This window comes from Chromobacterium paludis (assembly GCF_008275125.1).
Classification (GTDB): Bacteria; Pseudomonadota; Gammaproteobacteria; order Burkholderiales; family Chromobacteriaceae; genus Chromobacterium; species Chromobacterium paludis.
On the sequence record NZ_CP043473.1, the window covers coordinates 3,347,062 to 3,370,105 of the forward strand.

Sequence of the window (23,044 nt, forward strand, 5' to 3'; positions counted from 1 at the left end):
ACAAACGGCAGATGACAGTAATATGACATGTCTTGTGCCATTCGCCGGCATTTTGCACCATCGCGGAGCGGCAATCCAGGCATAAAAAAAAACGGGCCTGCCGCTTGGGGCAGACCCGGAATGGTCGTCGTCAAAAACATTGATCTGACAAGAGACCAGGGACAAAGAGATCACCAGGACAGTCTCAAATGAGGGGGTCGAAGACTCGACTCATCCGCAACCAATCTTGGAGAGGAACGAGCGGCGGGACATGCCTTCCGTTCCTGATACGGCGTGCATTTTACGTAGCAAACCCGCTACGCGATCATATGAAAAGAAGGATTTATCTTTAATTCACCTTTTTTTCTATGTTTATTTCAACATTATGCCTTTGAATGAAAACATGGACAGATTTGACCGCAAAATCCTTGCCGCACTGCACGAAAATGCCAGGATCAGCTTCGCCGAACTGGCGCGGCGAGTGAACCTGTCGGCGCCGGCCGTGGCCGACCGCGTCGCCAAGCTGGAGCAGAGCGGCGTCATCACCGGCTACCGCGCGCAGATCGATCCGGCGCGCGTCGGCCTGCCCATCTCCTGCCTGATCGAACTGACAGTCAAGCACCTGGAGTACTACGTGGTGATAGACGAAATCCGCAACACGCCTGAGGTGATCGAGTGCGCGTCCATCACCGGCACCAGCGGCCTGATGATCAAGGTGGCGGTGGACACCATGACCGCGCTGCAGGCGCTGATCGCGCGGCTGATGCAGTTCGGCGATACCAAGACCTCCATCATCATCGACATGCCGGTGGCGCCGCGCATGCCCGTGCTGCACGAGGACGAATGAAAAAACGGCCGGGGCCCTTGCGGGCGCCGGCCGGAACAGAGAACAACTCTCCCTTACTCGATCAGGCTCAGCCTGCCACGTGCTTCACAAAGCGCAACATATTGCAGGTGTAACCGTATTCGTTGTCGTACCAGGCGACGACCTTGATGAAGGTCTTGTCCAACGCGATGCCGGCATCGGCGTCGAAAGTGGACGGCGCGGTGTTGCCGACGAAGTCGGTGGACACCACTTTTTCATCGGTGTAGCCCAGCACGCCCTTCAGTTCGCCCTCGGAAGCGGCCTTCATCGCCTTGCAGATGTCGGCGTAGTCGGCTTCCTTCTCCAGTTCCACGGTCAGGTCGACCACGGACACGTCGGAAGTCGGCACGCGGAAGGCCATGCCGGTCAGCTTCTTGTTCAGTTCCGGGATCACCTTGCCCACGGCCTTGGCTGCGCCGGTGGACGACGGAATGATGTTTTCCAGGATGCCGCGGCCGCCGCGCCAGTCTTTGGACGACGGGCCGTCAACGGTCTTCTGGGTGGCGGTGGCGGCGTGCACGGTGCTCATCAGGCCGCGCTTGATGCCCCAGTTGTCGTGCAGCACCTTGGCCACCGGTGCCAGGCAGTTGGTGGTGCAGGAAGCGGCGGAGACGATGGTTTCGCCGGCGTATTTGTCGTGGTTGACGCCGTAGACGAACATCGGGGTGTCATCCTTGGACGGCGCGGACTGCACCACTTTCTTGGCGCCGGCGTCGATGTGCTTCTGGCAGCCTTCCTTGGTCAGGAAGAAGCCGGTGCAGTCGATGACGATCTCGGCGTCCACTTCGTTCCACTTCAGATTGGCCGGATCTTTTTCCGCGGTCAGGCGGATGGTCTTGCCGTTGACCACCAGGCTGCCGCCCTCAACTTTGACGTCGCCCTGGAAGCGGCCGTGCACGGAGTCGTACTTCAGCATGTAGGCCAGGTATTCCGGATCGAGCAGGTCGTTGATGCCGACCACTTCCAGCTCGGGAAAATCCTTGGCGATAGCGCGGAACACCATGCGACCGATGCGACCGAAACCGTTGATACCGACTTTGATAGCCATGATGAAGTCTCCTTGTCAGCTTGTGACAGCTCAATGAATGGTTCGATGGTTGAAACGACGCCACCGAAATAAAGCGAATTCGGATCGCGGGGCGCAGCCGCCGCGACAGCCCTGAAAACAAAACAGCGCAAGGTCGTTTTCCCGCCTTGCGCTGTCACTTTCTACCCATTCGGCAATGTAATCAACACGCTACATCAAATGTTGGCCACTTTGCCTTATCAAGCTTGCAAAACCGCGGCATACGGGCCGGCATCCCCTTGCAGAACCACATGCAATACGTTAGCCGAAACCGAAGTCACGCCGCTGGCGCCCAGTTGCTGCAGGGCGGCCTGGTCCACGCGGGCGGCATCAGCCACTTCCACGCGCAGGCGGCTGCCCGCCACCACTTCCACCTTCAGCACATTGCCGGCGCCGCCCAGGGCGGCCAGCCAGCGCGCCTTGTCGATGCTGGCGCCCGTGGCGGCGGCGGCCGACACCAGCTTCTCGGCGGCGGCTTGCGGCGCCGGCGCGGCGGCTTCGCCCGCGGCCAAGGCGGTGCGGATTTCATCGGCGATCAGGTCGGCCTCCGGCCCCAACACCACTTGCACGCTGCCGGCGGCCGGTTTGATCAGGCCGCGCGAGCCCAGCGCCTTCAGCGCGGTTTCGTTGACCTTGTCATTGCTGGCCACTTGCAGACGCAGACGAGTGGTGCAGGCATCCACCAGCTTCAGGTTGGCGGCGCCGCCCAGCGCGTCGATGAAGGTGCGCGCGCGACCGGTGCCGGCCTTGACTTCCACTGCGGCAATCGCCACGTCCTCGCGGCCCGGGGTCTTCAGGTCGAACTTCTTGATGAAGAACACGAACAGCACGTAGTAGACGACAAAGTAGGCCGCGCCAATCGGCAGCAGCAGCAGCGGCTTGGTGGCCAAGCCAAAGTTCAGCACATAGTCGAACAGGCCGGCGGAGAAGCCGAAGCCCAGCTTGACGCCCAGCATCTGCATGATGGCCATGGCCAGGCCGGTCAGCACGGCGTGGATACCGTACAGCACCGGCGCCAGGAACATGAAGGCGAACTCGACGGGCTCGGTCACGCCGGTCAGCATGGCAGTCAGCGCCATGGAGAACAGCAGGCCGCCGACGGCCGCGCGGTTTTCCGGCTTGGCGGTGCGGTACATCGCCAGGCAGGCGGCCGGCAGGCCGAACATCATCACCGGGAAGAAGCCGGACATGAACATGCCCGCGCTCTTGTCGCCGGCGAAGAAGCGGGTCAGGTCGCCGTGCACCAGCTTGCCGGCGGCGTTGGTGAAATCACCCACCTGGAACCACACCATGGTATTCAGGATGTGGTGCAGACCGGTGACGATCAGGATGCGGTTGAGGATGCCGTAGAAGAACACGCCCACTTCGCCGGCGCCGATCAGCCACTTGCCGACGGTGTCGATGGCATGCTGGACCGGCGGCCAGACATAGCCCAACAACGCGCCCAATATCAGCATGGAAAAACCGGTGACGATGGGCACGAAGCGCTTGCCGCCGAAGAAAGCCAGGTAGCTGGGCAGCTTGATGTCCTTATAACGGTTGTACAGATAGCCGCCCACTAGGCCGGACAGGATGCCGGACAGCACGCCCATATTGATCTTGTCGTCTATCACCTTCAACACCGCGGTCAGCACCAGGAAACCGATGGCGCCGGCCAGGCCCGATGTGCCGTTGTTGTCCTTGGCGAAACCGACGGCCACGCCGATGGCGAAGATCAGCGCCAGGTTGCTGAAGATGGCGTCGCCGGCCTGCGCCATGATCTTGATGTCCAGCAGGTCGGGCTGGCCCAAGCGCAGCAGCAAGCCGGCCACCGGCAGCACGGCGATCGGCAGCATCAGGGCGCGCCCCAGCTGCTGAATGCCTGCGAATTTATTTAAAGTACTCACAAGATATCTCCCAGGTTAAATCTGGTGCCGTCTTGTCTAACGGCGGCTCCCCAGCGCTCTACAACTTAGACTCCCCGCGCCCGCTACAGGCCCAGGTCACAACATTCATCACCGTCCGCGGCCGACCTCGTCTCCCGGCCGCTTGCCTAGCCCCGCGCTGCCACGCGTCCATTCCGGCCGGCGGCGGACTCGCGGGGGGAGACGCCCCGCGAGCCGCCTCGGTCTGGAAGCGCCTCCGGCTCTGCCTCGCCTTCGGCGCGGCGGGGAAAACGGTTAGCCTGGCGCCTCAGCGGGTGCAGGTCACTTTGGACAGGTGGCGCGGCACATCCGGGTTCAGGCCGCGCGCCTCGGACAGGCGGGCCGCCATCAGATAGAAGCTCTGGATCGCCAGCAGCGGGTCCAGCGCCTCGTCGTCGGCCACCGCCAGCGTCAGGTCGCGGCTCTCCACATCGGCCGGCGCCGCCAGCAACACCTTGGCGCCGCGGCCGCGCATCTCGGCGGCCAGGGCGATCAGGCCCTGCTGCTCCGGGCCGCGCGGCGCGAAGATCAGCAGCGGGTAGCCTTCGTCGATCAGCGCCATCGGACCATGCTTGATCTCGGCGCCGGAGAAGGCCTCCGCCTGGATGGCGCAGGTTTCCTTGAATTTCAGCGCCGCTTCCAGCGCCACGGCGAAACCGAGGCCGCGGCCGACCACCATGATGCGTTCGGCCGGCTTCAGCACGTCGAGGGCGACGGACCAGTCCTGGGCGGCGGCCTCGCTCAGGCGCTTGGGCAGGTTTTCCAGCGCGGCCAGCAGGCCGGCGTCGTTCTGCCAGTGCGCCACCAGGCGCGCCACGGCGGACAGCGAGGTAATGTAGCTCTTGGTGGCCGCCACGCTCTTTTCCTCGCCGGCGCACAAGGGCGCCGCCCAGTGGCAGGCCTCGGCCAGCGGGGAGCCGGGCTTGTTGACCAAGGCCACGGTGTGCGCGCCGGCGGCGGACAGCGCCTTCATGGTGTCCACCAGGTCCGGGCTCTGGCCGGATTGCGACACCGCCACGGCCAGCTGGCCATCCACCGCCAGCGGCGACTGGTGCAGGGTGACGATGGACATCGGCAGCGACACCACCGGCACGCCCAGCCGCTGCATGGCCAGGTAGGCGAAGTAGCTGGCGGCGTGGTCCGAGCTGCCGCGCGCCACGGTCAGCGCCAGGCGCGGGCTGATGCGGGCCAGTTCGCGTCCCAGCGCGGCCAGGCCTTCATCGGCGTACATATGTTGCGCGGCCACCGCTTCGGCGGCGTACAGCGCTTCTTCAAGCATCAACGAGGCCAATTTCCTCTCCCTCAACGTAGACTTGCTGCAAATTCAGTTCCGCATCCATCACCACGATGTCGGCCCAAGCGCCGGCCTGCAGCCGGCCGCGGTCGGCCTGGCCCAGATAGTCGGCCGGGTACAGCGACAAGCGGTGAGAGGCGTCCGCCAGCGGCAGGCCTATCTTCACCAGATTGCGCAGCGCCTGGTCCATGGTCAGCGTACTGCCGGCCAGGGTGCCGTCGGCCAGCCTCACGCCGCCCATGCACTTGGTGACGGAGTGGGAGCCCAGCTTGTACTGGCCGTCCGGCATGCCGGCGGCGGCGGTGGAGTCGGTGACGCAATACAGCCGCGGAATGGCGCGCAGCGCGGTGCGGATGGCGCCCGGGTGGACGTGGAGCAAATCAGGTATCAGCTCGGCGTACTCGGCATGCGCCAGCGCCGCGCCCACCACGCCCGGCTCGCGATGATGCAGGCCGGTCATGGCATTGAAGAGGTGGGTGAAGCCGGACGCGCCCTGCTCCAGCGCGGACACGGCGTCCTCGTAGCTGCCCAGGGTATGGCCCATCTGCACCTTGACGCCCTGCTCGCTGAGCCAGCGGATGATGTCGAGGTGGCCGGGGATTTCCGGCGCCAGCGTGATCAGCGAGATCGGCGCCAGCGCGCGATAGCTGTCTATCTGCGCCATCGCCGCCTGGCAGGCGTCGTCGGGCTGGGCGCCCAGCTTGCCCGGGTTGATGTAGGGACCTTCCAGGTGCACGCCCAGCACGCGGCTGCCGGCCGGCGCGCGCTCCTTGCTGCAGCGGCCGATGTCCGCCAGCACGCGGGAGATTTCCTCCGGCGGCGCGGTCATGGTGGTGGCCAGCAAGGAGGTGGTGCCGAAACGGGCGTGCAGCCGGGCCACGTGGTGGACGGCATCGCCGCCCTCCATGATGTCCACGCCGCCGCCGCCGTGCACGTGCAAGTCGATGAAGCCGGGCAGGATATAACGTTCAGGCTGCCGGCCCGACGCCAGCTTGGCGTCGATCGCTGCGATGCGGCCATCGGCCGCCAGGCGCACGGCGCCGTCCATCCACCCGGAGGCGGTGAGGATGCGGCCCTGCAAGGTCTGGTTCTGGGTCATCGTTTCAGTTCGGCTACAAAGTCGTAATAATCGTTGCGGCAGTAGGTGTCGGTCAGCTCGATCGCCACGTTGTCGGCGTTGTAGCCGATACGGGTGATCAGCAGCATCGCCTCGCCCGGCCGGATGCCGGCCAACTGGGCGATTTCGCCCGAAGCGTTGACCGCCCGGATATGCTGCAAGGCGCGCACCACCGAATGTCCTGTCGCGTCCAGATGGGCGTACAGCGAAGTGCCCACTAACTGCGGGTCGGGTAAATACGCGACCGGCATCGTACTCATTTCAATCGCCATCACCACGCCGTCGGCGAGGCGCTGGCGCTTCAGCCGCGCCACCATCGAAGTCGGCGACAGCCCCAGCTTGATCACTTCCTCGTTGCTGGGCGGAAACACCCCGCGCTCCAGCCACACCGATGAAGGCACGAAGCCGCGCAGCCGCAGCTGCTCGGTGAAGCCGGTCAAGCGCGACAGCGGCTGCTCCAGCCTGGGCGTGATGAACGTGCCCGAGCCCTGGCGGCGGCGAATCATGCCCTGCTCCAGCAAGACGTCCATCGCCTTGCGCGCGGTCACCCGCGAAATGCCCAACTCTTCCGAAAACGTGCGCTCCGAAGGCAGGGCCTCGTCGGCCTGCCACCAGCCGGCGTTGATCGCGTCGGCCAGCTTGCGCGATAGCTGCAGATACAGCGGGGTGCTCAGGGTTTCATCCGGTTTCAATGCTTGCCAGCGGTTTTCCATGGTCGTCTGCAAGTGGTCTGAAAATTGCAGTGTATGCCTAGTCTTCCGCCGCCGGTATCCCATGCGGTTCTCACGCCCCGCGTAGTCTGCCTGCTACAGTGCGAACGTTAATACCACATTAATACCACGTCAATACCAATTTGCGCGCAAGCCGCGCCGCCCTTCATGTCTATGGCAACAAAACGACACGACCATGACTTGCGTCAGACAATCGCCCGCCTAGCCGGCCTGAAAACCGTCGCATTGCGCTGCAACAATTTGTTTTTGGCCAGAATTTTAGCCAGGCCCATCAAACAAGCCGGGATCCGGCAGGCACGCGCCGCCCGGAAATCCGCGGCCTCTCCGGCGATCAAGCCAGACTTTCCCCCTCTGGCGGAGATGCATACCAATCGCAGAAAAAAAACGCGGCCCTGACGGGCCGCGCAGCGGGAATGATGCAGGGGAAAGGAGTCGCCGGCCGCTCAACGCCGCCAGCTGATCAACAACACCGCCGCCACGATCACCGTCATGGCCAGCATCTCCTGAGCGCCGACATGCTCGCCCAGGAACAACGCGCCCAACAGCACGGCAATCACCGGATTGACGTAGGCGTAGCTGGTGGCGGCGGCCGCCGACACCGTTTTCAGCAGATAGAGGTAGGCGTTATAGGCAATCATGGAGCCGAACACCGTCAGGTAGAGCAGCGCGCCCCAGCCGGTCGCGCCGGGCCAGGCCTGCAAGCGCTCGCCAATGGCGAAGCTGGACAAGAGCAGCGCCAGCCCGCCGAAGATCATGGTCCAGGCGCTGCCCATCGCGCCCGGCGGCTGCGCCAGATGCTTGCTCCAGGCGGAGCCGAGTGCCCAGCCGGCCGAAGCCAGCACCAGCAGCAGCGCCCCCTGTGGACTGGCCCGCAGGCTGCTGCCCAGGTTCAGCAACACGATGCCGCACACGCCGAGCGCCATGCCGGCCCACTCCAGCGCGCGCGACTGATGGCCAAACCATCGGGCGAACAACAAGGTGAACAAGGGCACCGTCGCCACCACCAGCGCCGCCACGCCGGACGATACCTCCCGCTCGGCCATGGTCACCAGGCCATTGCCCACCGCCGGCATCAACACGCCCAGAATCGCCGCGCCGCGCAGCTGGCGCGCGTCTGGCCATGCCGCGCCGCGCCAGCGCAAAAAGCCCAGCATGATGCCGCCGGCCAGGGTGAAACGCAAACCGGCCATCAATAGCGGCGGCCACGACGCCACGCCGACGCGAATGGCCAGATAGGTGGAACCCCAGATGAAATACAGCGCCAGAAAGGCCGCCAGGGTCAGCGGCGCGAGACGTGAAAAAGGCATGGCTGCGTCCGAATCATTCGAACCCAAACCATGCCGTATGCAAGCGTAAACAGCAAGCGGCTCAGCGCATCGCCAGCCGCTGCAGGATATTGGAAAACTCTTCCATATAAGTGTCGAAGCGCGTGGCCAGCCGATCCACGTCGGTAGCGAAGCGGTTATAGGCCACCACCGCCGGGATGGCGGCGAACAGGCCGATGGCCGTGGCCACCAGCGCCTCGGCAATACCCGGCGCCACCGTGCTCAGCGTGGCCTGGCCGGCGTTGCCCAGGCCGATGAAGGCATGCATGATGCCCCATACCGTGCCGAACAGCCCGACATAGGGGCTGACCGAACCGACCGTCGCCAGGAAAGAGGTATGGCTGTCCAGCGCATCCAACTCGCGCTGCGCCGCCGCGCGCATGGCGCGGCGCGAGCCGTCCATGATGTCGGACAGCTCGGTGCCGGCTCGGCCGCGCTGCTTTAAGAACTCGGCGAAGCCAGACTGGAAGATGCGCTCCATGCCCACCGCATCGCTGCGGCGGCACACGTCCTCGTACAGGCGGTTCAGGTCCGCCCCGCTCCAGAAGTTGCGCTCGAACTCCTCGCTATGGCGCTTGGCCGCGCCCAACACCGCTATCTTGTTGAAAATCAGCGCCCAGGACAGCAGCGAGGTCAAGGCCAGGCCCGCCATCACCAATTGCACCAGCAGGCTGGCATTCAGGATCAGGCTGATGAATGAAATCTGTTGCACGTTGTGTTCCTCGGTTCACATGCGGCTAGCGTAACACGCGGCCGCTCTCCAAATCGATAATGGTCGATGGCTTGCGCCGCTTGCCGATGCGGCCCGGCAAGGTCAACACCTTGTCTTTAAATGCCTTGCGGCAGGCCTGCGCGGTTTTCAGCGATTTCTGGCCAGCGCGATTGGCCGAAGTCGACACCAAGGCCGTGCCCAACGAACGGCACAAGGCCGCCGCCTCGCCATGCGCCGTCACCCGCACCGCAATCTTGCAATGGCGCCCGCGCAAAGCCGGCGGCACACGCCGCGAGGCTGGCAGCAAAAAAGTGTATGGACCGGGCCAATAGCGCGCCAGTTCCGCGCGCTGCGCGGCGGAAAGCGGCCGCACCAGATGGCGGATCTGCTCGAAATCGGCGGCAATGACGATCAGCCCCTTGTGATTGGGCCGCGCCTTGATCGCCAGCACGCGGCGGATCGCCCGCACATCGAGCGGATGACAACCCAGGCCGTAACAGGATTCGGTGGAATAGGCGATCACGCCGCCATGGCGCAAGCGCGCCCGGGCGCGGTGCATAAGCAAAGCACCCGGGAGGCGGGACAAAGGAACCAAGCCTGAACTCATGGGGATTCAATGAAAAAGTAAGCCGCTATTGTAATGCCAACTCAACAGCAAAGCTCAGCTAGCGCAGCAAAATGCAATGCAGGCTGTTCTTGATCGTCCGGTGACAGCACACGGTCTGCCCCACCCCCTCCGCGCTCAACTCGCGCGACGACAGGTAAAGCGATGCTCTATCACCGACTGGCCTCGCTCATCCAGTCACATCAAATCCACGAGTCCCACGGCTTTGCAACCCAGCCAAGCTGGCAACTGCGATAAAACCCTCGCCGGTGCCGTCGTCATCTGTTACAACTCCGCGTGGCCACTTAACAGGCCGTTGAAAAACACGTCGATCTTGCCCCAACCCATTTCCGCATGAACAAAAATGGGCGGTTTCAGCGGGCAGAATGCCAATAAATCCGTTCTCTGCCTGGGTTTTCAGGCTGTTTGCCGGTTATCCGGCGATTTTGGGCGCAATACGCCCTATACATGCGATCCGCCCCAACAGCCGGACAGGCTGCCCATGCGGATCAGGTTATAGGTCGCAAACGCTAAAAAAGTTTGCCCGGCCAGTTTGGCCCGGCCGATCAGTTTGGTTTTGCGAAGGCCTCCGACGGTTTTCAGCCAGCCGAAGCATTCCTCGATCCGTTTGCGTCGCCGCTGGCTGATCGCGTAACCCTCATGGCGCGTGGTGCGGCTGTCGATGGCGCTGCCGACACGCTTGCGCGCCACGTGCGGCGTGATGCCCAAGTCTCTGCAGCCGTTCACGAAAGCCGGCGTGTCATAGCCCTTGTCCGCGCCGACGGTGCTGCCTTTCTTGGCATTGCGCAGCAACAGGTTCAGCGCTTCGATGTTTTCGGCGTGGCCATTGACCTCGGACACCGAGACGTCCACCACCAGACCGTTGCGGTTCTCGGTCAGGATATGGGCCATATGGCACAAGCGGCTGGCGTCGCCGGCGCTCTTGCGGGCCAGTCGCGCTTCCGGATCGGTTCGCGATTGATGCGTCTGGTTGCTTCGCTTCTCGCCCCGGAAATCGACGTCCGGGTTGCGCCCTGCGGGTGGGGACGTGTCGTCATCCTTGTGAACAAAGCTTTTGTGCGAAGCCCAGGCATCGATCAGCGTGCCGTCGACGCTGAAATGTTCGTCGCTGGTGAGCTTGCCCCACTCGGCCAGGCTGCGTACGCGAATGAAGAAGGCGCGGGCGACGTCTTCGGTAAACAAGCGGTCGCGATTTTGCGAGAAGGTCGAGTGATCCCAGACGCGGGCATCGGCGGAAAGGCCGACGAACCAGCGAAACAGCAGGTTGTAGTCCAGTTGCTCTACCAGCAGCCGCTCGGAGCGGATGGTGTAGAGCACTTGCAGCAGGGAGGCGCGCAGCAGATGTTCAGGCGGAATCGAAGGCCGCCCGACGCGGGAATATAAGCCGTCGAATACGTCATTCATCGAGCCGAGCACCAGGTCGACCATCTGGCGGATCTTGCGCAGCGGGTGATGAGCCGGGATGCGATCTTCCAGCTGGATGTAGCTGAACAGATTGGTCTGACTGTCGTTGCGGACGCCTCTCATCGGGTGCTTTCGCGGTTCGTTGGATGTTGATGATTATACCAAATGAATGGCTGTTGGTTTTTCAACGGCCTGTTAATGTGCATTCGCCACGTACTCTACGAGAAATCCATCAAGGCTCGCGCCACTGCCTGGAGCAGCTTAGGCTGATTCACTTTGGCCGTCAGCAAAGAGTCCGCTTCACGTGTCACAACGACCTTGGCGGCTACGTTTTCCTGACAGCCCATCGCATCTAGGCTGGCGGGGGCGGATCATGAGCGATATAGCGCCTCACTCTCGGCTCTGACACATCGACCAAGTAATCCATCAGCGCACCCATTCGGTCCCGTCAAAGTCCGAGAGTTGGCCTCAAACTGGGCAGGGATGGCAAGAGCTTTTCATACTAATACGAAGGTGGATTGCCCAGTATTCCAAGCGCAGCTCACGACAAATGAGAAACTGCAGTAGAGCTGCTGCTTTTTCTTGTATGGCTCACGGGTATCCCGCCGGATTTTGGCTCTGCCAGCGCCAGCTGTCTCGGCACATCTCATGCAAACCTCTCTCAGCCTTCCAGTCCAACTGCTCAGATGCTGAGCTAGGATCTGCCCAGCATTCCGCGATGTCTCCAGGTCGGCGCTCCACAATTTGATAAGGCACTTTCACACCGTTGACTTGCTCGAAAGTCTGGATCATTTCCAGCACGGAATAGCCCTTGCCGGTGCCCAGATTAACCGTCAATAGGCCGGGATTACGAGTCAGCGCCTCGACAGCCTTGACATGACCCGCAGCCAGATCCACCACGTGGATATAGTCGCGCACGCCAGTGCCGTCCATTGTGGGATAATCACTGCCAAACACCTTGAGCTCGGCTTGTTTGCCGCAGGCCACTTGGGTGATGAATGGCATCAGATTATTGGGAATGCCGTTAGGATCTTCGCCGATTTCGCCGCTTTCATGTGCGCCGATCGGGTTGAAATAACGCAGCAGCGCGATATTCCAGTCCGGCTCCGCCTTGGCAAAGTCACGCAGCATATCCTCGACGATCAACTTGCTGCGGCCGTAAGGGTTGGTCGCGGAGAGCGGGAAGGATTCCGTGATCGGGACCGAGGCCGGGTTGCCGTACACAGTAGCCGAGGAACTGAACACGAAGTTGCGCACGCCATATTGTTTCATCGCGCGCAGCAAAGCCAAGGTGCCCGTTACGTTGTTCTCGTAATATTCCAGCGGTTTGACCACCGACTCACCCACCGCTTTCAAGCCTGCAAAATGAATCACTGCTTGAATGGGATGCCGAAAAGCTGCCTGCAAAGCCTCTGGATCGCGGATATCGCCCTGAACGAAGGTCAGCGTCTTGCCGGTCAGTTTCTCCACGCGTCGCAAAGACTCCACCTTACTATTGCAAAGATTGTCCAGCACCACCAGCTCATAGCCGGCTTCCAGCAATTGCACGCAAGTATGGGAACCAATATAGCCGGCACCGCCTGTTACCAAAATCATATTATTCTCGCCTGATGACTATCGATAAGGATGGAGAAGTCTAGCGGATTCCGCATGACAAAACAGCACCCGCAGGTGCTGTTTTGTCTTTACGGTACAAGAACACCGATCAGTGCTTCCGCCCAATCGCCCGCGCGCCTATGTCGCGGCGGAATTGCTTGCCGGCGAACTCAATGGCATCAGCCAGTTGATAGGCCCGGCTCTGCGCCATCTTGACGCTGTCGCCCAGGCCCACCGCGCACAGCACGCGGCCGCCGCTGCTGCGCAGCTGGCCTTGCTCGTCCAGCGCAGTGCCGGCGTGGAACACGATGCCGTCTTCGCTCTCGGCGGGGATGCCGTGGATGGCGTCGCCCTTGCGCGGGGCGTCCGGGTAGCCGGCGGCGGCCAGCACCACGCCCAGCGCCACGCGGCGGTCCCATTCGGCTTCCACTTTGTCCAGCTTGCCGTTGACGCCGGCCTCCAGCAGCACGGTGAAGTCGGTCTTCAGCCGCGCCATGATGGGTTGGGTTTCCGGGTCGCCGAAGCGGCAGTTGAATTCGATCACCTTGGGGTGGCCGGCCTCGTCTATCATCAGGCCGGCATACAGGAAGCCGGTATAGCTGTGGCCGTCTTTCTTCATGCCCTGCACCACCGGCTGGATGATTTCGCGCATCACGCGGTTATGCACCGCCGGCGTCACCACCGGCGCCGGGCTGTAGGCGCCCATGCCGCCGGTGTTCGGCCCCTGGTCGTGGTCCAGCAGGCGCTTGTGGTCCTGGCTGGTGGCCATCGGCAGCACGTGCTCGCCGTCCACCATCACGATGAAGCTGGCTTCCTCGCCCGCCAGGAAATCCTCGATCACCACGCGGCTGCCGGCTTCGCCCATCTTGTTGCCCAGCAGCATGTCGTCGATGGCCGCGTGCGCCTCGTCCAGCGTCATCGCCACCACCACGCCCTTGCCGGCGGCCAGGCCGTCGGCCTTGATCACGATGGGCGCGCCCTTGCCGTCCACATAGGCACGCGCGGCGGCGGCGTCCGTGAAGGTTTGATAGTCCGCGGTGGGGATGCCATGGCGCTGCATGAAGGCCTTGGCGAAGTCCTTGGAGCTTTCCAGCTGCGCGCAATACTGCGTGGGGCCAAACACTTTCAGGCCCGCGCTGCGGAAGGCGTCCACCACGCCGGCGGCCAGCGGCGCTTCCGGGCCGACCACGGTCAGGTCGATTTTTTCTTCCTTGGCCAGGGCCAGCCACTCGGCCACGCCGTTGGCCGGCACATTGGTCAGATTGGCGTCCAGCGCGGTGCCGGCGTTGCCCGGCGCGACGAATACCTTGGACACGCGCTTGGACTTGGCGATGCGCCAGGCCAGCGCGTGTTCGCGGCCGCCTGAGCCGATCACGAGAACTTTCATGGGATTTCAGTCCTTATACAAGAGGGCGCGGCCGGCACGCGCCGGCCATCGCCGCCTTCACTTGGCGAATACCTGCATAGCATAGCGCCAAGTCGGTTGGATGGCCGCCGTTTCCGCATGCGGAAGACGGCGGCATTCGCCGAAAGCCAATTATCAATGGCGGAAGTGGCGCACGCCGGTCAACACCAGCGCGATGCCGTGCTCGTCCGCCGCGGCGAACACTTCTTCGTCGCGCATGGAGCCGCCCGGCTGGATGATGGCCTTGATGCCCTGCTCGGCGATGACGTCAATGCCGTCGCGGAACGGGAAGAAGGCGTCAGACGCCGCCACCGCGCCGGCCAGGCTCAGGCCGGCGTCCTGCGCCTTGCGCGCGGCGATGCGGGTGGAATCCACCCGGCTCATCTGGCCGGCGCCGATGCCGGCGGTCTGGCCATCCTTGCAGAACACGATGGCGTTGGACTTGACGAACTTGGCCACGCGCCAGGCGAACAGCAGGTCGGACATTTCCTGCGCCGTCGGCTGGCGCTTGCTGACCACGCGCAGCTCGTCCAGGCCCACGTTGCGGATATCAGGCGTCTGCACCAGCACGCCGCCACCCACGCGCTTCAGCTCGAAGCGGTTGGCGCCGGCCTGCAGCGGAATCTCCAGCACGCGCACATTCTTCTTGGCGGCGATGATGGCCTTGGCCTCGTCGCTGAAGGCCGGCGCGATCAGCACTTCCAGGAACTGGCCGGTCACGGCCTCCACCGTTTCCGCATCCACCGGACGGTTGAAGGCGATGATGCCGCCGAAGGCGCTGGTGGTGTCGGTGGCGAAGGCCAGCTTGTAGGCGGACAGCGTGTCCTGGGCGACGGCCACGCCGCACGGGTTGGCGTGCTTGACGATGACGCAGGCGGTCTGCTCGAAGGTTTTCACCGCCTCCCAGGCCGCGTCGGCGTCGGCGATGTTGTTGTAGGACAGCTCCTTGCCCTGTAGCTGCCGGTAGTGGGCAATGCTGCCGGCGGCCGGGTCCAGGTCGCGGTAGAAGGCGGCGGCCTGGTGCGGGTTCTCGCCGTAGCGCATGTCCTGCACCTTGATGAACTGCGCGTTCAGGCGGTTCGGGAAGGCCACGCGTTCCGGCTTGCCTTCCACCACGCCTGCGGCCAGGCTGGTCAGGTAGTTGGAGATGGCGCCGTCGTAGGCGGCGGTGTGGGTGAAGGCTTTCTTGGCCAGCTCGAAGCGGGTGGCCTTGGACAGCTGGCCGGCGTTGGCCTTCAGCTCGGCCGTCAGCGCGGCGTAGTCGTCGCTGTCGGTGACGATGGCGACGTGGGCCCAGTTCTTGGCGGCGGAGCGCACCATGGTCGGACCGCCGATGTCGATGTTCTCGATCGCGTCTTCCAGCGAGCAGTCCGGATTGGCGATGGTGGCTTCGAAGGGGTAGAGGTTGACGCAGACCAGGTCGATGTTGCCGATGCCGTGCTCGGCCATGGTGGCGACGTGCTCGGGCAGATCGCGCCGGCCCAGGATGCCGCCGTGCACCTTGGGATGCAAGGTCTTGACGCGGCCGTCCAGCATTTCGGGGAAGCCGGTGTAGTCGGACACTTCGGACACCGCCAGGCCGGCGTCCTGCAACAGCTTGGCGGTGCCGCCAGTGGACAGGATATGCACGCCCAGGGCGGCCAGCTCCTTGGCGAATTCCAGTACGCCGCTCTTGTCGGACACGCTGATCAGCGCTCGTTCGATCTTGGTCATGTTTCTCTACCGCTTTGGCTAAGGATGAAAACAATAAAAACCGGCCCGGACCGCCGACTGCGCATCGGCTAGACTCCCGTCCCCGGCAGCCCGTCCCTCGAATCCCCGCCCCGGCTCGCCGCGCGAGAGGGGCAAAAAAAACCGGCCACCCTGTGACGGTGTGGCCGGTTCTCTTCAAATCAAATCATACGACTTCATCTTTTTGCGGAGGGTGTTGCGGTTCAAGCCCAGCAACTCCGCCGCTCGCGTCTGGTTGCCTTGGGTGTGTATCAGCACCACCTCCAGCAGCGGCTTTTCCACGCAGGCGAGCACCATGTCGTAGATGGCGGACGGCGCCTCGCCGTCCAGGTCTCTGAAATACTGCTCCATGGCCAGCCGCACCGATTGCGAGATGTGATCGTTGTTTTGCATATTCTTATTTGATGTCCAGATTGTGGGTCCCCATGCGCCTGGCGCCGTCTCAAGCGGCGCAGGCCTCGCCCTCTGCCGCGGCGCCTTCGCCCGGCTTGTCCTCATCTTCGACTACATAGCTTAGACGATCGCCGGCGTCGCCAAGGCGGGAGAAATACGCGCCCACCGCCTGCCTTTGCTCATCGGTGCTTTCCAGCTGGTACATCTGTTGGCGGAAGGCGTTGCTCCCGGCCAGGCCCTTGGTGTACCAGGCGATGTGCTTGCGCGCGATGCGGCAGCCCGAGTACTCGCCGTAAAAATCGTAAAGCTCGTCCAGATGGCCCAGCATCAGTTCGCGGATCTCGCCCACGGTCGGCGGCGGCAAGGTTTCCCCGGTTTCCAGGTAATGCTGGATCTCGCGGAAAATCCACGGCCGGCCCTGCGCCGCGCGGCCTATCATGATCGCGTCGGCGCCGGTGTAGTCCAGCACCTGCTTGGCCTTGGCCGGCGAATCGATGTCGCCGTTGGCGATCACCGGTATCGAGATCGCCTGCTTCACCGCGCGTATCGTGTCGTACTCCGCCTCGCCGCGGTACATGTCCTCGCGGGTGCGGCCGTGCAGCGCCAATGCCGCGATGCCGGCTTCCTCGGCCATCTTGGCCACCGCCAGCGCGGTCTTCACTTCGCGGCTCCAGCCGGTGCGCGTCTTCAGCGTCACCGGCACGTCCACCGCCTTGACCACCGCCTCCAGGATGCGGCCGACGTTGTCGAGGTCGCGCAGCAAGGCCGAACCGGCCGCCACATTGCACACCTTCTTCGCCGGACACCCCATATTGATGTCTATGATCTGCGCGCCGTGCTCCACATTGAGCCGCGCGGCATCGGCCAGCATTTGCGGCTCGCCGCCGGCGATCTGCACCACGATGGGTTCGACTTCGCCTTCATGGTTGGCGCGGCGCAGCGTCTTCGGCGTGGTCCACAGCGCCTTGTTGGCGGTGATCATCTCGGAGACGGCCATGCCGGCGCCCAGGCGCTTGCACAGCATGCGGAAGGGCCTGTCCGTCACCCCGGCCATCGGCGCTACGATCAGCCGGTTTTTCAGTTGGTACGGTCCTATCTGCATGACAAATACGGGTAATCGCGGGAAGGGTCGGTATTGTATAGTGATTCGCGGCCGGCGGGAAAAATTTTTGCTTATTTTTTAAGCAAGTTCGATAGCCGCGAGTAATGAGGGGGAAGTCAGTCGATAAGCCGGGTTCTGTCGTTGGACAATCATTCCTCTAGGCCTGCCGTTGCCGACAGGCTCAAGCAACCTACCCGGGGACAACGCGAGCCACGTTAGCGCCCCCCTATTTGGTCTTGCTCCGGATGGGGTTTAGCCTGCCGTCCGTGTTGCCACGTCCGCGGTGCGCTCTTACCGCAAGCGGGTTGCCCCGCCCGTCCAGGCCGGCTTGCGCCTCCCGGTACACCTTTTCACCCTTGCCTGTGCCCTGTTGCCAAAGCCATCGGCGGTTCAGCTCTCTGTTCCACTTTCCGTCGCCTCGCGGCGCCCGGCCGTTAGCCGGCATCCTGCTCTGCGGAGCCCGGACTTTCCTCCCCGCCCTTGCGGGCGCGGCGATTGTCTGACTGACTTCCGGCCGCGATTTTAGCCGAAAATCGCCGCCGCTGCCCGACAATTTTCCATGACATTCAGGATAATCCCGTATACTGGCTATCCCTTCCCGAAGTATCCGGACCCGTGATGGAGTTGAATCAAGCCCGTCTGTCGCGCCTGCAACTGTTCGGCACCCTGGCCATCGTGTTTGCCCTGGCGCTGACCCTGACCAGCTACTTCCTGATAATGAGCTGGCGCGACTTTCAGTCCGGACGGCAGAACATCGAGGTGGAAGCCGCCGCGCGGGCCCGCGACAGCCTGCAAGCCTATACCGACCACGCCGCCCTGCTCTTGTCGGCGCTGCGCGAGCGCACCAACGACACCATGCGCCACCAGCTGCAGGAACAGGTGGAGCAGGCCTGGAAGCTGGCCGACGCCATCTGGCGCCGCGAAAACGGCCGCCAAAGCCCGCAGCAAGTGCAGCAGCTGATCATCGCGGCGCTGCGTCCGCTGCGCTATTTCGACGGCCGCGGCTATTTCTTCATCGACACCCTGGACGGCCGCTGCGTGCTGCTGCCCACCGCGCCGGAACGCGAGGGCAGCTCACTGCTGGAAAACCGCGACGACCGCGGCCGCTACATCATGAAGAATCTGATTGATTCAGTGTCCGGTCCCGCCGGCCGCGGCTTCACCACCTACCGCTGGTACCTGCCCGGCGCCAGCCACATGGACGACAAGATCACCTACGCCCGCCGCTTCCCGCACTTCAACTGGCTGATAGGCAGCGGCGAATACATCAGCAACGTCGAGACCGACCTGCAGCAGCAAGGCCTGGACACGCTGTCGCGCATGCGCCTGAGCGCGGGCAACGGCGAGCTGATGATCGTGGACAAACAGGGCATCATCCGGCTCTATCCCAGCCAACCCTCGCTGGTGGGCCGCCAATACGCGGTGCTGCCGCCGGCGGAGCGCGAGCGCGTGCTGCAGCTGATCCAGCTGGGCAAGCGCGGCGGTTTTGTCGAATACAGCCGTCCCGACGACCTGGGCCAGGCCGGCGACCGCTACCTCGCCTATGCCCGCCAATTGCCGGGCTGGAACTGGACCCTGGTCACCAGCCAACGGGTGCAGACGATACAGGACGACAGCTTGCAGGCCGCGCTGCGACTGAAAACCCGGCTGGCCGAGCGCATTGCCACCACGCTGGCCATGACCCTGGTGGCCATGCTGTGCGCCGGCCTGCTGTGCTGGTATTTCGTGCGCTGGGTCAGCGAGCTGGTGCGCCGCTATCAGCATGACCTGGCGCAAAGCCATCTGTCGCTGAAGGAGCAGTCGCGCGAACTGCAGTTGAGCCGCTTCATGGTGGACAACGCCACCGACATGGTGGCCCTGCGCAGCCGCGAGGGCGAGATCGTTTACTGCAATCTGGCGCTGCGCCACCGGCCCGAGCTGCTGGAGCGCTTGTTCGACCACCCGGAAGCGCCGCTGCCGCTCACCTTCGAAGCCCGCCACGGCGAAGGCGACGCCGTCCTGCACCTGGAAATCACCCTCAATCCGCTGCACTACGAGGGCGGCAGCTATCTCTGCGCCACCGCGCGCGACATCAGCGCCCGCCGCCAGACCGAAAGCCAGCTGCGCCTGGCCGCCCAAGTGTTCGAGTCCAGCAACGAAGCCATCCTGATCGCCGATCCGGACAACTGCATCCTCACCGTCAACCGCGCCTTCAGCCATATCACCGGCTATCAGGAAGGCGAGGTGCGCGGCCAGAAGCCGTCCCTGCTGTTCTCAGAACGCCACGACCCGGGTTTCTTCCAGCAAATGTGGCAGACGCTGCAGCAGCGCGGCCAGTGGGCCGGCGAAGTATGGAACCGCCGCAAGAGCGGCGAGGACTACCCGTGCTGGGTCAACATCAGCCTGCTGCAAGACGGCCAGGGCGCGGTCAGCCACATCATCGCCCTGTTCTCGGACATCTCGGAGCGCAAGGAGCACGAGGCGCGGGTGCAGCACATGGCCGAATACGACGCGCTGACCGACCTGCCCAACCGCGTGCTGGTCAACGACCGCCTGCACCAGGCCATCCGCCAGGCCGAACTGCTGCATAACCAGCTGGCCGTGCTGTTCGTCGACCTGGACCACTTCAAGAACATCAACGACACCCTGGGCCACAGCGCCGGCGATGAATTGCTGAAGCACGTGGCGCGCCGGCTGGCCTCCTCGGTGCGCGGCGTGGACACCGTGGGCCGCACCGGCGGCGACGAATTCGTGCTGATCCTGCCTTCCATCAACCAGCCCAGCGAGGCGGCGCTGATCTGCGAACGCATCTTGCGCGCGCTGCAGCAGCCGTTCCAGATCGGCGCCCACTCGCTGGTGGTCAGCTGCAGCATAGGCATCAGCCTGATGCCGGACGACGGCTGCGACATCCAGACCCTGCTGATGAACGCGGACCTGGCCATGTACCATGCCAAGGCCCACGGCCGGAACACCTTCCGTTTCTACACCCGCGAAATGAACACCCAGGTGGCGGAGCGGCTGCTGATGGAAAACCGGCTGCGCCGCGCCATGGAGCTGGGCCATCTCTACTTGGTGTACCAGCCGCAGTACGACATGGCCGGCCGGCGGCTGCTGGGCTGCGAGGCGCTGTTGCGCTGGCGCGACCCGGAACAGGGCCTGATCATGCCCAACCGCTTCATTCCGGTGGCCGAAGACACCGGCCTGATCGTGCCCTTGGGCCGCTGGGTGCTGAACGAGGCCTGCCGCCAGGCCAGCCAATGGCTGGCCGACGGGCTGGGGCCGATACGCGTGGCGGTCAACGTGTCCGCCCACCAGCTGATGCGGCATGACTTCATCGACGATGTGCGCGAGGCCCTGCAGCAACACAAGCTGCCCGGCCATTGCCTGGAACTGGAAGTGACGGAAAGCACGCTGATGACCGATGCCGACCTGGCCTCGCGCCAGCTGGCGGTGATCAAGGCCATGGGGGTGCGGCTGTCGGTGGATGACTTTGGCACCGGCTATTCCAGCCTGGCCTACCTGAAGCGCTTCGCGCCGGACACGGTCAAGATAGACCGCTCCTTCATCACCGACCTGCCCGGAGACGAGGAAAACGCCGCCATCGTCAGCGCCATCGTCCACCTGGCCGGCGCGCTGGGCATGGAGACGCTGGCCGAGGGCGTGGAAAGCGAATCCCAGCAGAGTTTCCTGAAGAAACTGGGTTGCGAGGCGATGCAGGGCTATCTGCTGGGTTCGCCGCTGAGCGAGGAAGCGATGACGCAGCGGCTGGCGCAGTCGCAGGACACGCTGCAGGTTTGAGCGCCTAGCGCCCGCCGCGCGAGAACTCGCCCTTCTCCTCCGCCAGCCACTGCCCCACGCCCCATACCAGCAACACCAGCGCGGCGGCCAGCCCAACGTCGATCAGGCGGACGGCGGCCATGCCGCCAACCAGGCTCAGATGCAGCGCCGCCAGCGCGCTGCGGGCGGCGAAAGCCGGCCGGTAGGCGCGAAACAGCGCCAGCGTCAGCATGGTTGCGGCGCCCAGCAGCATCAGCAGCGCGGGCGTAGGATGCAGCGCCAGCGCGGCCAGCATGCCGGCCGGCACGCCCAGCAGGGCGCCGCTGCAGCGTTGCCAGCACTTGGCGCGCACCGCGGCGAAACCGCCCACGCACACGCTGGCGCCGGACCATACCAGCCACTGGCCGCAGGGCAGCTGGAAATGCGCCGCCAGCCAGGCCAGCAGCCCGACGCAAACGAAGGCGACGCCGGTTTCCGGCGCGGCGCCTGGCTTGTCGGCCATTCCGGCCCGCCGACCGGCCACCCCGTGCAGCCAACACGCCGCCAACGCGCCCGCCGCCAGCCACGGCACGGCAGGCAACAGCGCGGCCATGCCCTGCTCGCTTGATTGCGCCGCCTCACAGCCCAGGTACAAGGCGGGAATGAAGGTGAAATTGGCGGCGGAGCGCCAACGCGCCTGGCGCGCGCCCAGCCGGCACGCCGCCTCGGCGGCCGCGCCGCAGCCCAGGGCAAAGGCCAGCGGCCAACGCCATAAGCCGGCCATGAAGAAGCAGCCCGCCAGCGCCAGCGCGGCCTGGAGCAAACCCGCCCGCCAGCCCAGCGCGCCGCGCTCCATCGCGATCAGGCAGCACACCGCCAGCATGCCGCCCTGCAAGGCCGCCTCCCCGCCCCCGGCCAAGGCCAACAACAGCGCCGGCGCGACCAGCGCCAGCAGGCGGGCGGCCAGATAGCCGTCGCAATGCTCGCTCAGCAGCCGGCGCCAGTCAGTCATCACCGCGCTTCCAGCTGCTCCAGCGACACGATGTCGGCGATGGTGGCCAACTGGCGCATGGACAGCTGGTGCTCCTCTTCCGTCGCCGCGGCGCAGGCCGGCTCCAGCACCAGCACCCGGTAGTCGCGGTCATGCGCGTCGCGCGCCGCCGCTTGCACCGCCCAGGTGCTGCTGACGCCGGCGATCACCAGCCGCTCGATGCGCTGCGCGCGCAGCACCGCCTCCAACGAGGTAGCGTAGAACGGGCTGATGCGATGCTTGACCACGATGACGTCCTGCGGCCGCACGTCCAGATCGGCATGGAAATCCGTCCCCGCCCCGCCTAGATTGAGCGCCTGGAATTCGCTGGCGCGGCTGAACATCGGCGAACCCTGCGGCATCTCGGCATAGGACGGCGAGAACCCCACCTTGACGTGGATGACCGGCCAGCCGCGCGCGCGCGCCAGCGCGATGGCGCGATTGGCCACGGCGATCACGTCGCGCTCGGCGGCATGGCCGGCGCAGCGCGCGATGCGGCCTTCCGGGTGAATGATGTCGTGGATGTAGTCCAAGGTCAGCAGTGCGGTTTTCATCGGGACGTCCTTTCTACCAAGATGGGGGTCAATCGGCGGCGGCCAGCCGCTCCAGCAGTTCTCCGGCGCGCAGCAGCGTGGCGCGCTCCTCCTCGCTCAGGCTGTCCAGCGCGCGCTGCAGCCAGCCGTCGCGCAGCTGCCGGTTGCGCGACAGCGCGGCGCGCCCGGCCTCGGACAAGCCCACGCGCACGCGGCGGCCGTCCTGCGCGTCGGGACGGCGCAGGATCAGTCCCGCGTCCTCCAATTCACGCAGCGCGCCGGCCAGATTGGACGAGCGCATGTTTTCCTTGCGGGCGAGCTCGGACGGCGTGATGTCGCCGCCGGCGCGGTCTATCGCGCCAAGCACGGTCAGCAGGCCAAACGGCAGCACATCCTGGCTGCCCTGGCTGCGCAGCCGCCGCGTCATGCTCATCAGCTGCAGGCGCAGCCGGGTGGCGTCTTGAGTGGAAATGATTTCATTCATATAGCTATACTAA

At 64.4% G+C, this 23,044-nt stretch carries 19 protein-coding genes and 1 other RNA gene; 2 read left to right on the top strand and 18 right to left on the bottom strand.

Annotation, left to right across the window (positions count from 1 at the left end):
* Positions 1-382 precede the first annotated feature (382 nt).
* A complete protein-coding gene (locus tag FYK34_RS15875; RefSeq protein ID WP_149298075.1) occupies positions 383-826 on the top strand; it encodes an Lrp/AsnC family transcriptional regulator in 444 nt (147 codons plus the stop codon).
* Between the two features lie 67 nt (positions 827-893).
* Here FYK34_RS15875 and gap read toward each other — a convergent pair whose 3' ends face one another.
* The 15 genes from gap to rnpB all read right to left on the bottom strand — a co-directional run bounded on the left by gap (position 894) and on the right by rnpB (position 17,760).
* Positions 894-1,892, bottom strand: coding sequence for a type I glyceraldehyde-3-phosphate dehydrogenase (gap, locus tag FYK34_RS15880; RefSeq protein ID WP_149298077.1), 999 nt, complete (start codon positions 1,890-1,892; stop codon positions 894-896).
* A gap of 218 nt (positions 1,893-2,110) precedes the next feature.
* Positions 2,111-3,796, bottom strand: coding sequence for an N-acetylglucosamine-specific PTS transporter subunit IIBC (gene nagE, locus FYK34_RS15885; RefSeq protein WP_149298079.1), 1,686 nt, complete (start codon positions 3,794-3,796; stop codon positions 2,111-2,113).
* A gap of 286 nt (positions 3,797-4,082) precedes the next feature.
* Positions 4,083-5,093: an SIS domain-containing protein gene (locus FYK34_RS15890; RefSeq protein ID WP_149300032.1), complete on the bottom strand. Its 1,011-nt coding sequence runs from the start codon at positions 5,091-5,093 to the stop codon at positions 4,083-4,085.
* The gene (nagA, locus tag FYK34_RS15895; RefSeq protein ID WP_149298081.1) at positions 5,086-6,207 is read right to left on the bottom strand and encodes an N-acetylglucosamine-6-phosphate deacetylase; all 1,122 of its coding nucleotides are present in this window, start codon (positions 6,205-6,207) and stop codon (positions 5,086-5,088) included. The genes FYK34_RS15890 and nagA overlap by 8 nt, the downstream gene beginning before the upstream one ends.
* Positions 6,204-6,938, bottom strand: coding sequence for a GntR family transcriptional regulator (locus FYK34_RS15900; protein WP_149298083.1), 735 nt, complete (start codon positions 6,936-6,938; stop codon positions 6,204-6,206). The genes nagA and FYK34_RS15900 overlap by 4 nt, the downstream gene beginning before the upstream one ends.
* A gap of 461 nt (positions 6,939-7,399) precedes the next feature.
* Positions 7,400-8,263, bottom strand: a complete 864-nt coding sequence (yedA, locus tag FYK34_RS15905; RefSeq protein WP_149298085.1) for a drug/metabolite exporter YedA — start codon at positions 8,261-8,263, stop codon at positions 7,400-7,402.
* A 61-nt stretch (positions 8,264-8,324) separates the two neighbouring features.
* Positions 8,325-8,993 carry a protein TolQ gene (gene tolQ, locus FYK34_RS15910; protein WP_149298088.1) on the bottom strand — a complete coding sequence of 223 codons (669 nt, stop codon included), beginning with the start codon at positions 8,991-8,993 and terminating at the stop codon, positions 8,325-8,327.
* 25 nt (positions 8,994-9,018) lie between these two features.
* Complete coding sequence (locus FYK34_RS15915; protein ID WP_149298090.1) at positions 9,019-9,552, bottom strand: L-threonylcarbamoyladenylate synthase; 534 nt, start codon at positions 9,550-9,552, stop codon at positions 9,019-9,021.
* Between the two features lie 507 nt (positions 9,553-10,059).
* Positions 10,060-11,145 (bottom strand): IS5 family transposase, encoded by a 1,086-nt coding sequence (locus tag FYK34_RS15920; RefSeq protein WP_149295137.1) that lies wholly within the window; start codon positions 11,143-11,145, stop codon positions 10,060-10,062.
* A 468-nt stretch (positions 11,146-11,613) separates the two neighbouring features.
* On the bottom strand, positions 11,614-12,618 hold the full coding sequence (gene galE, locus FYK34_RS15925; protein ID WP_149298092.1) for a UDP-glucose 4-epimerase GalE: 1,005 nt from the start codon (positions 12,616-12,618) through the stop codon (positions 11,614-11,616).
* A gap of 109 nt (positions 12,619-12,727) precedes the next feature.
* A complete protein-coding gene (purD, locus tag FYK34_RS15930) occupies positions 12,728-14,005 on the bottom strand; it encodes a phosphoribosylamine--glycine ligase (RefSeq protein WP_149298094.1) in 1,278 nt (425 codons plus the stop codon).
* Between the two features lie 153 nt (positions 14,006-14,158).
* Positions 14,159-15,736 carry a bifunctional phosphoribosylaminoimidazolecarboxamide formyltransferase/IMP cyclohydrolase gene (gene purH / locus FYK34_RS15935; RefSeq protein WP_149298096.1) on the bottom strand — a complete coding sequence of 526 codons (1,578 nt, stop codon included), beginning with the start codon at positions 15,734-15,736 and terminating at the stop codon, positions 14,159-14,161.
* Between the two features lie 174 nt (positions 15,737-15,910).
* Positions 15,911-16,147, bottom strand: a complete 237-nt coding sequence (locus FYK34_RS15940; RefSeq protein ID WP_011134100.1) for a helix-turn-helix domain-containing protein — start codon at positions 16,145-16,147, stop codon at positions 15,911-15,913.
* Positions 16,148-16,196: 49 nt separating this feature from the next.
* Positions 16,197-17,249 carry a tRNA dihydrouridine synthase DusB gene (dusB, locus tag FYK34_RS15945; RefSeq protein ID WP_149298098.1) on the bottom strand — a complete coding sequence of 351 codons (1,053 nt, stop codon included), beginning with the start codon at positions 17,247-17,249 and terminating at the stop codon, positions 16,197-16,199.
* A gap of 108 nt (positions 17,250-17,357) precedes the next feature.
* Positions 17,358-17,760, bottom strand: an RNA gene (rnpB, locus tag FYK34_RS15950) — RNase P RNA component class A.
* Positions 17,761-17,867: 107 nt separating this feature from the next.
* Here rnpB and FYK34_RS15955 point away from each other — a divergent pair.
* Entirely contained in the window at positions 17,868-21,026 is a 3,159-nt protein-coding gene (locus tag FYK34_RS15955; RefSeq protein WP_149298100.1) for a bifunctional diguanylate cyclase/phosphodiesterase, read from the top strand.
* A gap of 4 nt (positions 21,027-21,030) precedes the next feature.
* Here the strand turns inward: FYK34_RS15955 and FYK34_RS15960 are convergent, their stop codons facing one another.
* The 3 genes from FYK34_RS15960 to FYK34_RS15970 are packed head-to-tail and all read right to left on the bottom strand — an operon-like array spanning position 21,031 to position 23,031.
* Entirely contained in the window at positions 21,031-21,996 is a 966-nt protein-coding gene (locus tag FYK34_RS15960) for an FUSC family protein (protein WP_149298102.1), read from the bottom strand.
* On the bottom strand, positions 21,996-22,568 hold the full coding sequence (locus tag FYK34_RS15965; protein ID WP_149298104.1) for a cysteine hydrolase family protein: 573 nt from the start codon (positions 22,566-22,568) through the stop codon (positions 21,996-21,998). Before FYK34_RS15965 ends, FYK34_RS15960 begins: the two co-directional genes overlap by 1 nt.
* Positions 22,569-22,596: 28 nt before the next feature.
* Positions 22,597-23,031 carry a MarR family winged helix-turn-helix transcriptional regulator gene (locus tag FYK34_RS15970; RefSeq protein WP_149298106.1) on the bottom strand — a complete coding sequence of 145 codons (435 nt, stop codon included), beginning with the start codon at positions 23,029-23,031 and terminating at the stop codon, positions 22,597-22,599.
* Between the last annotated feature and the right edge of the window lie 13 nt (positions 23,032-23,044).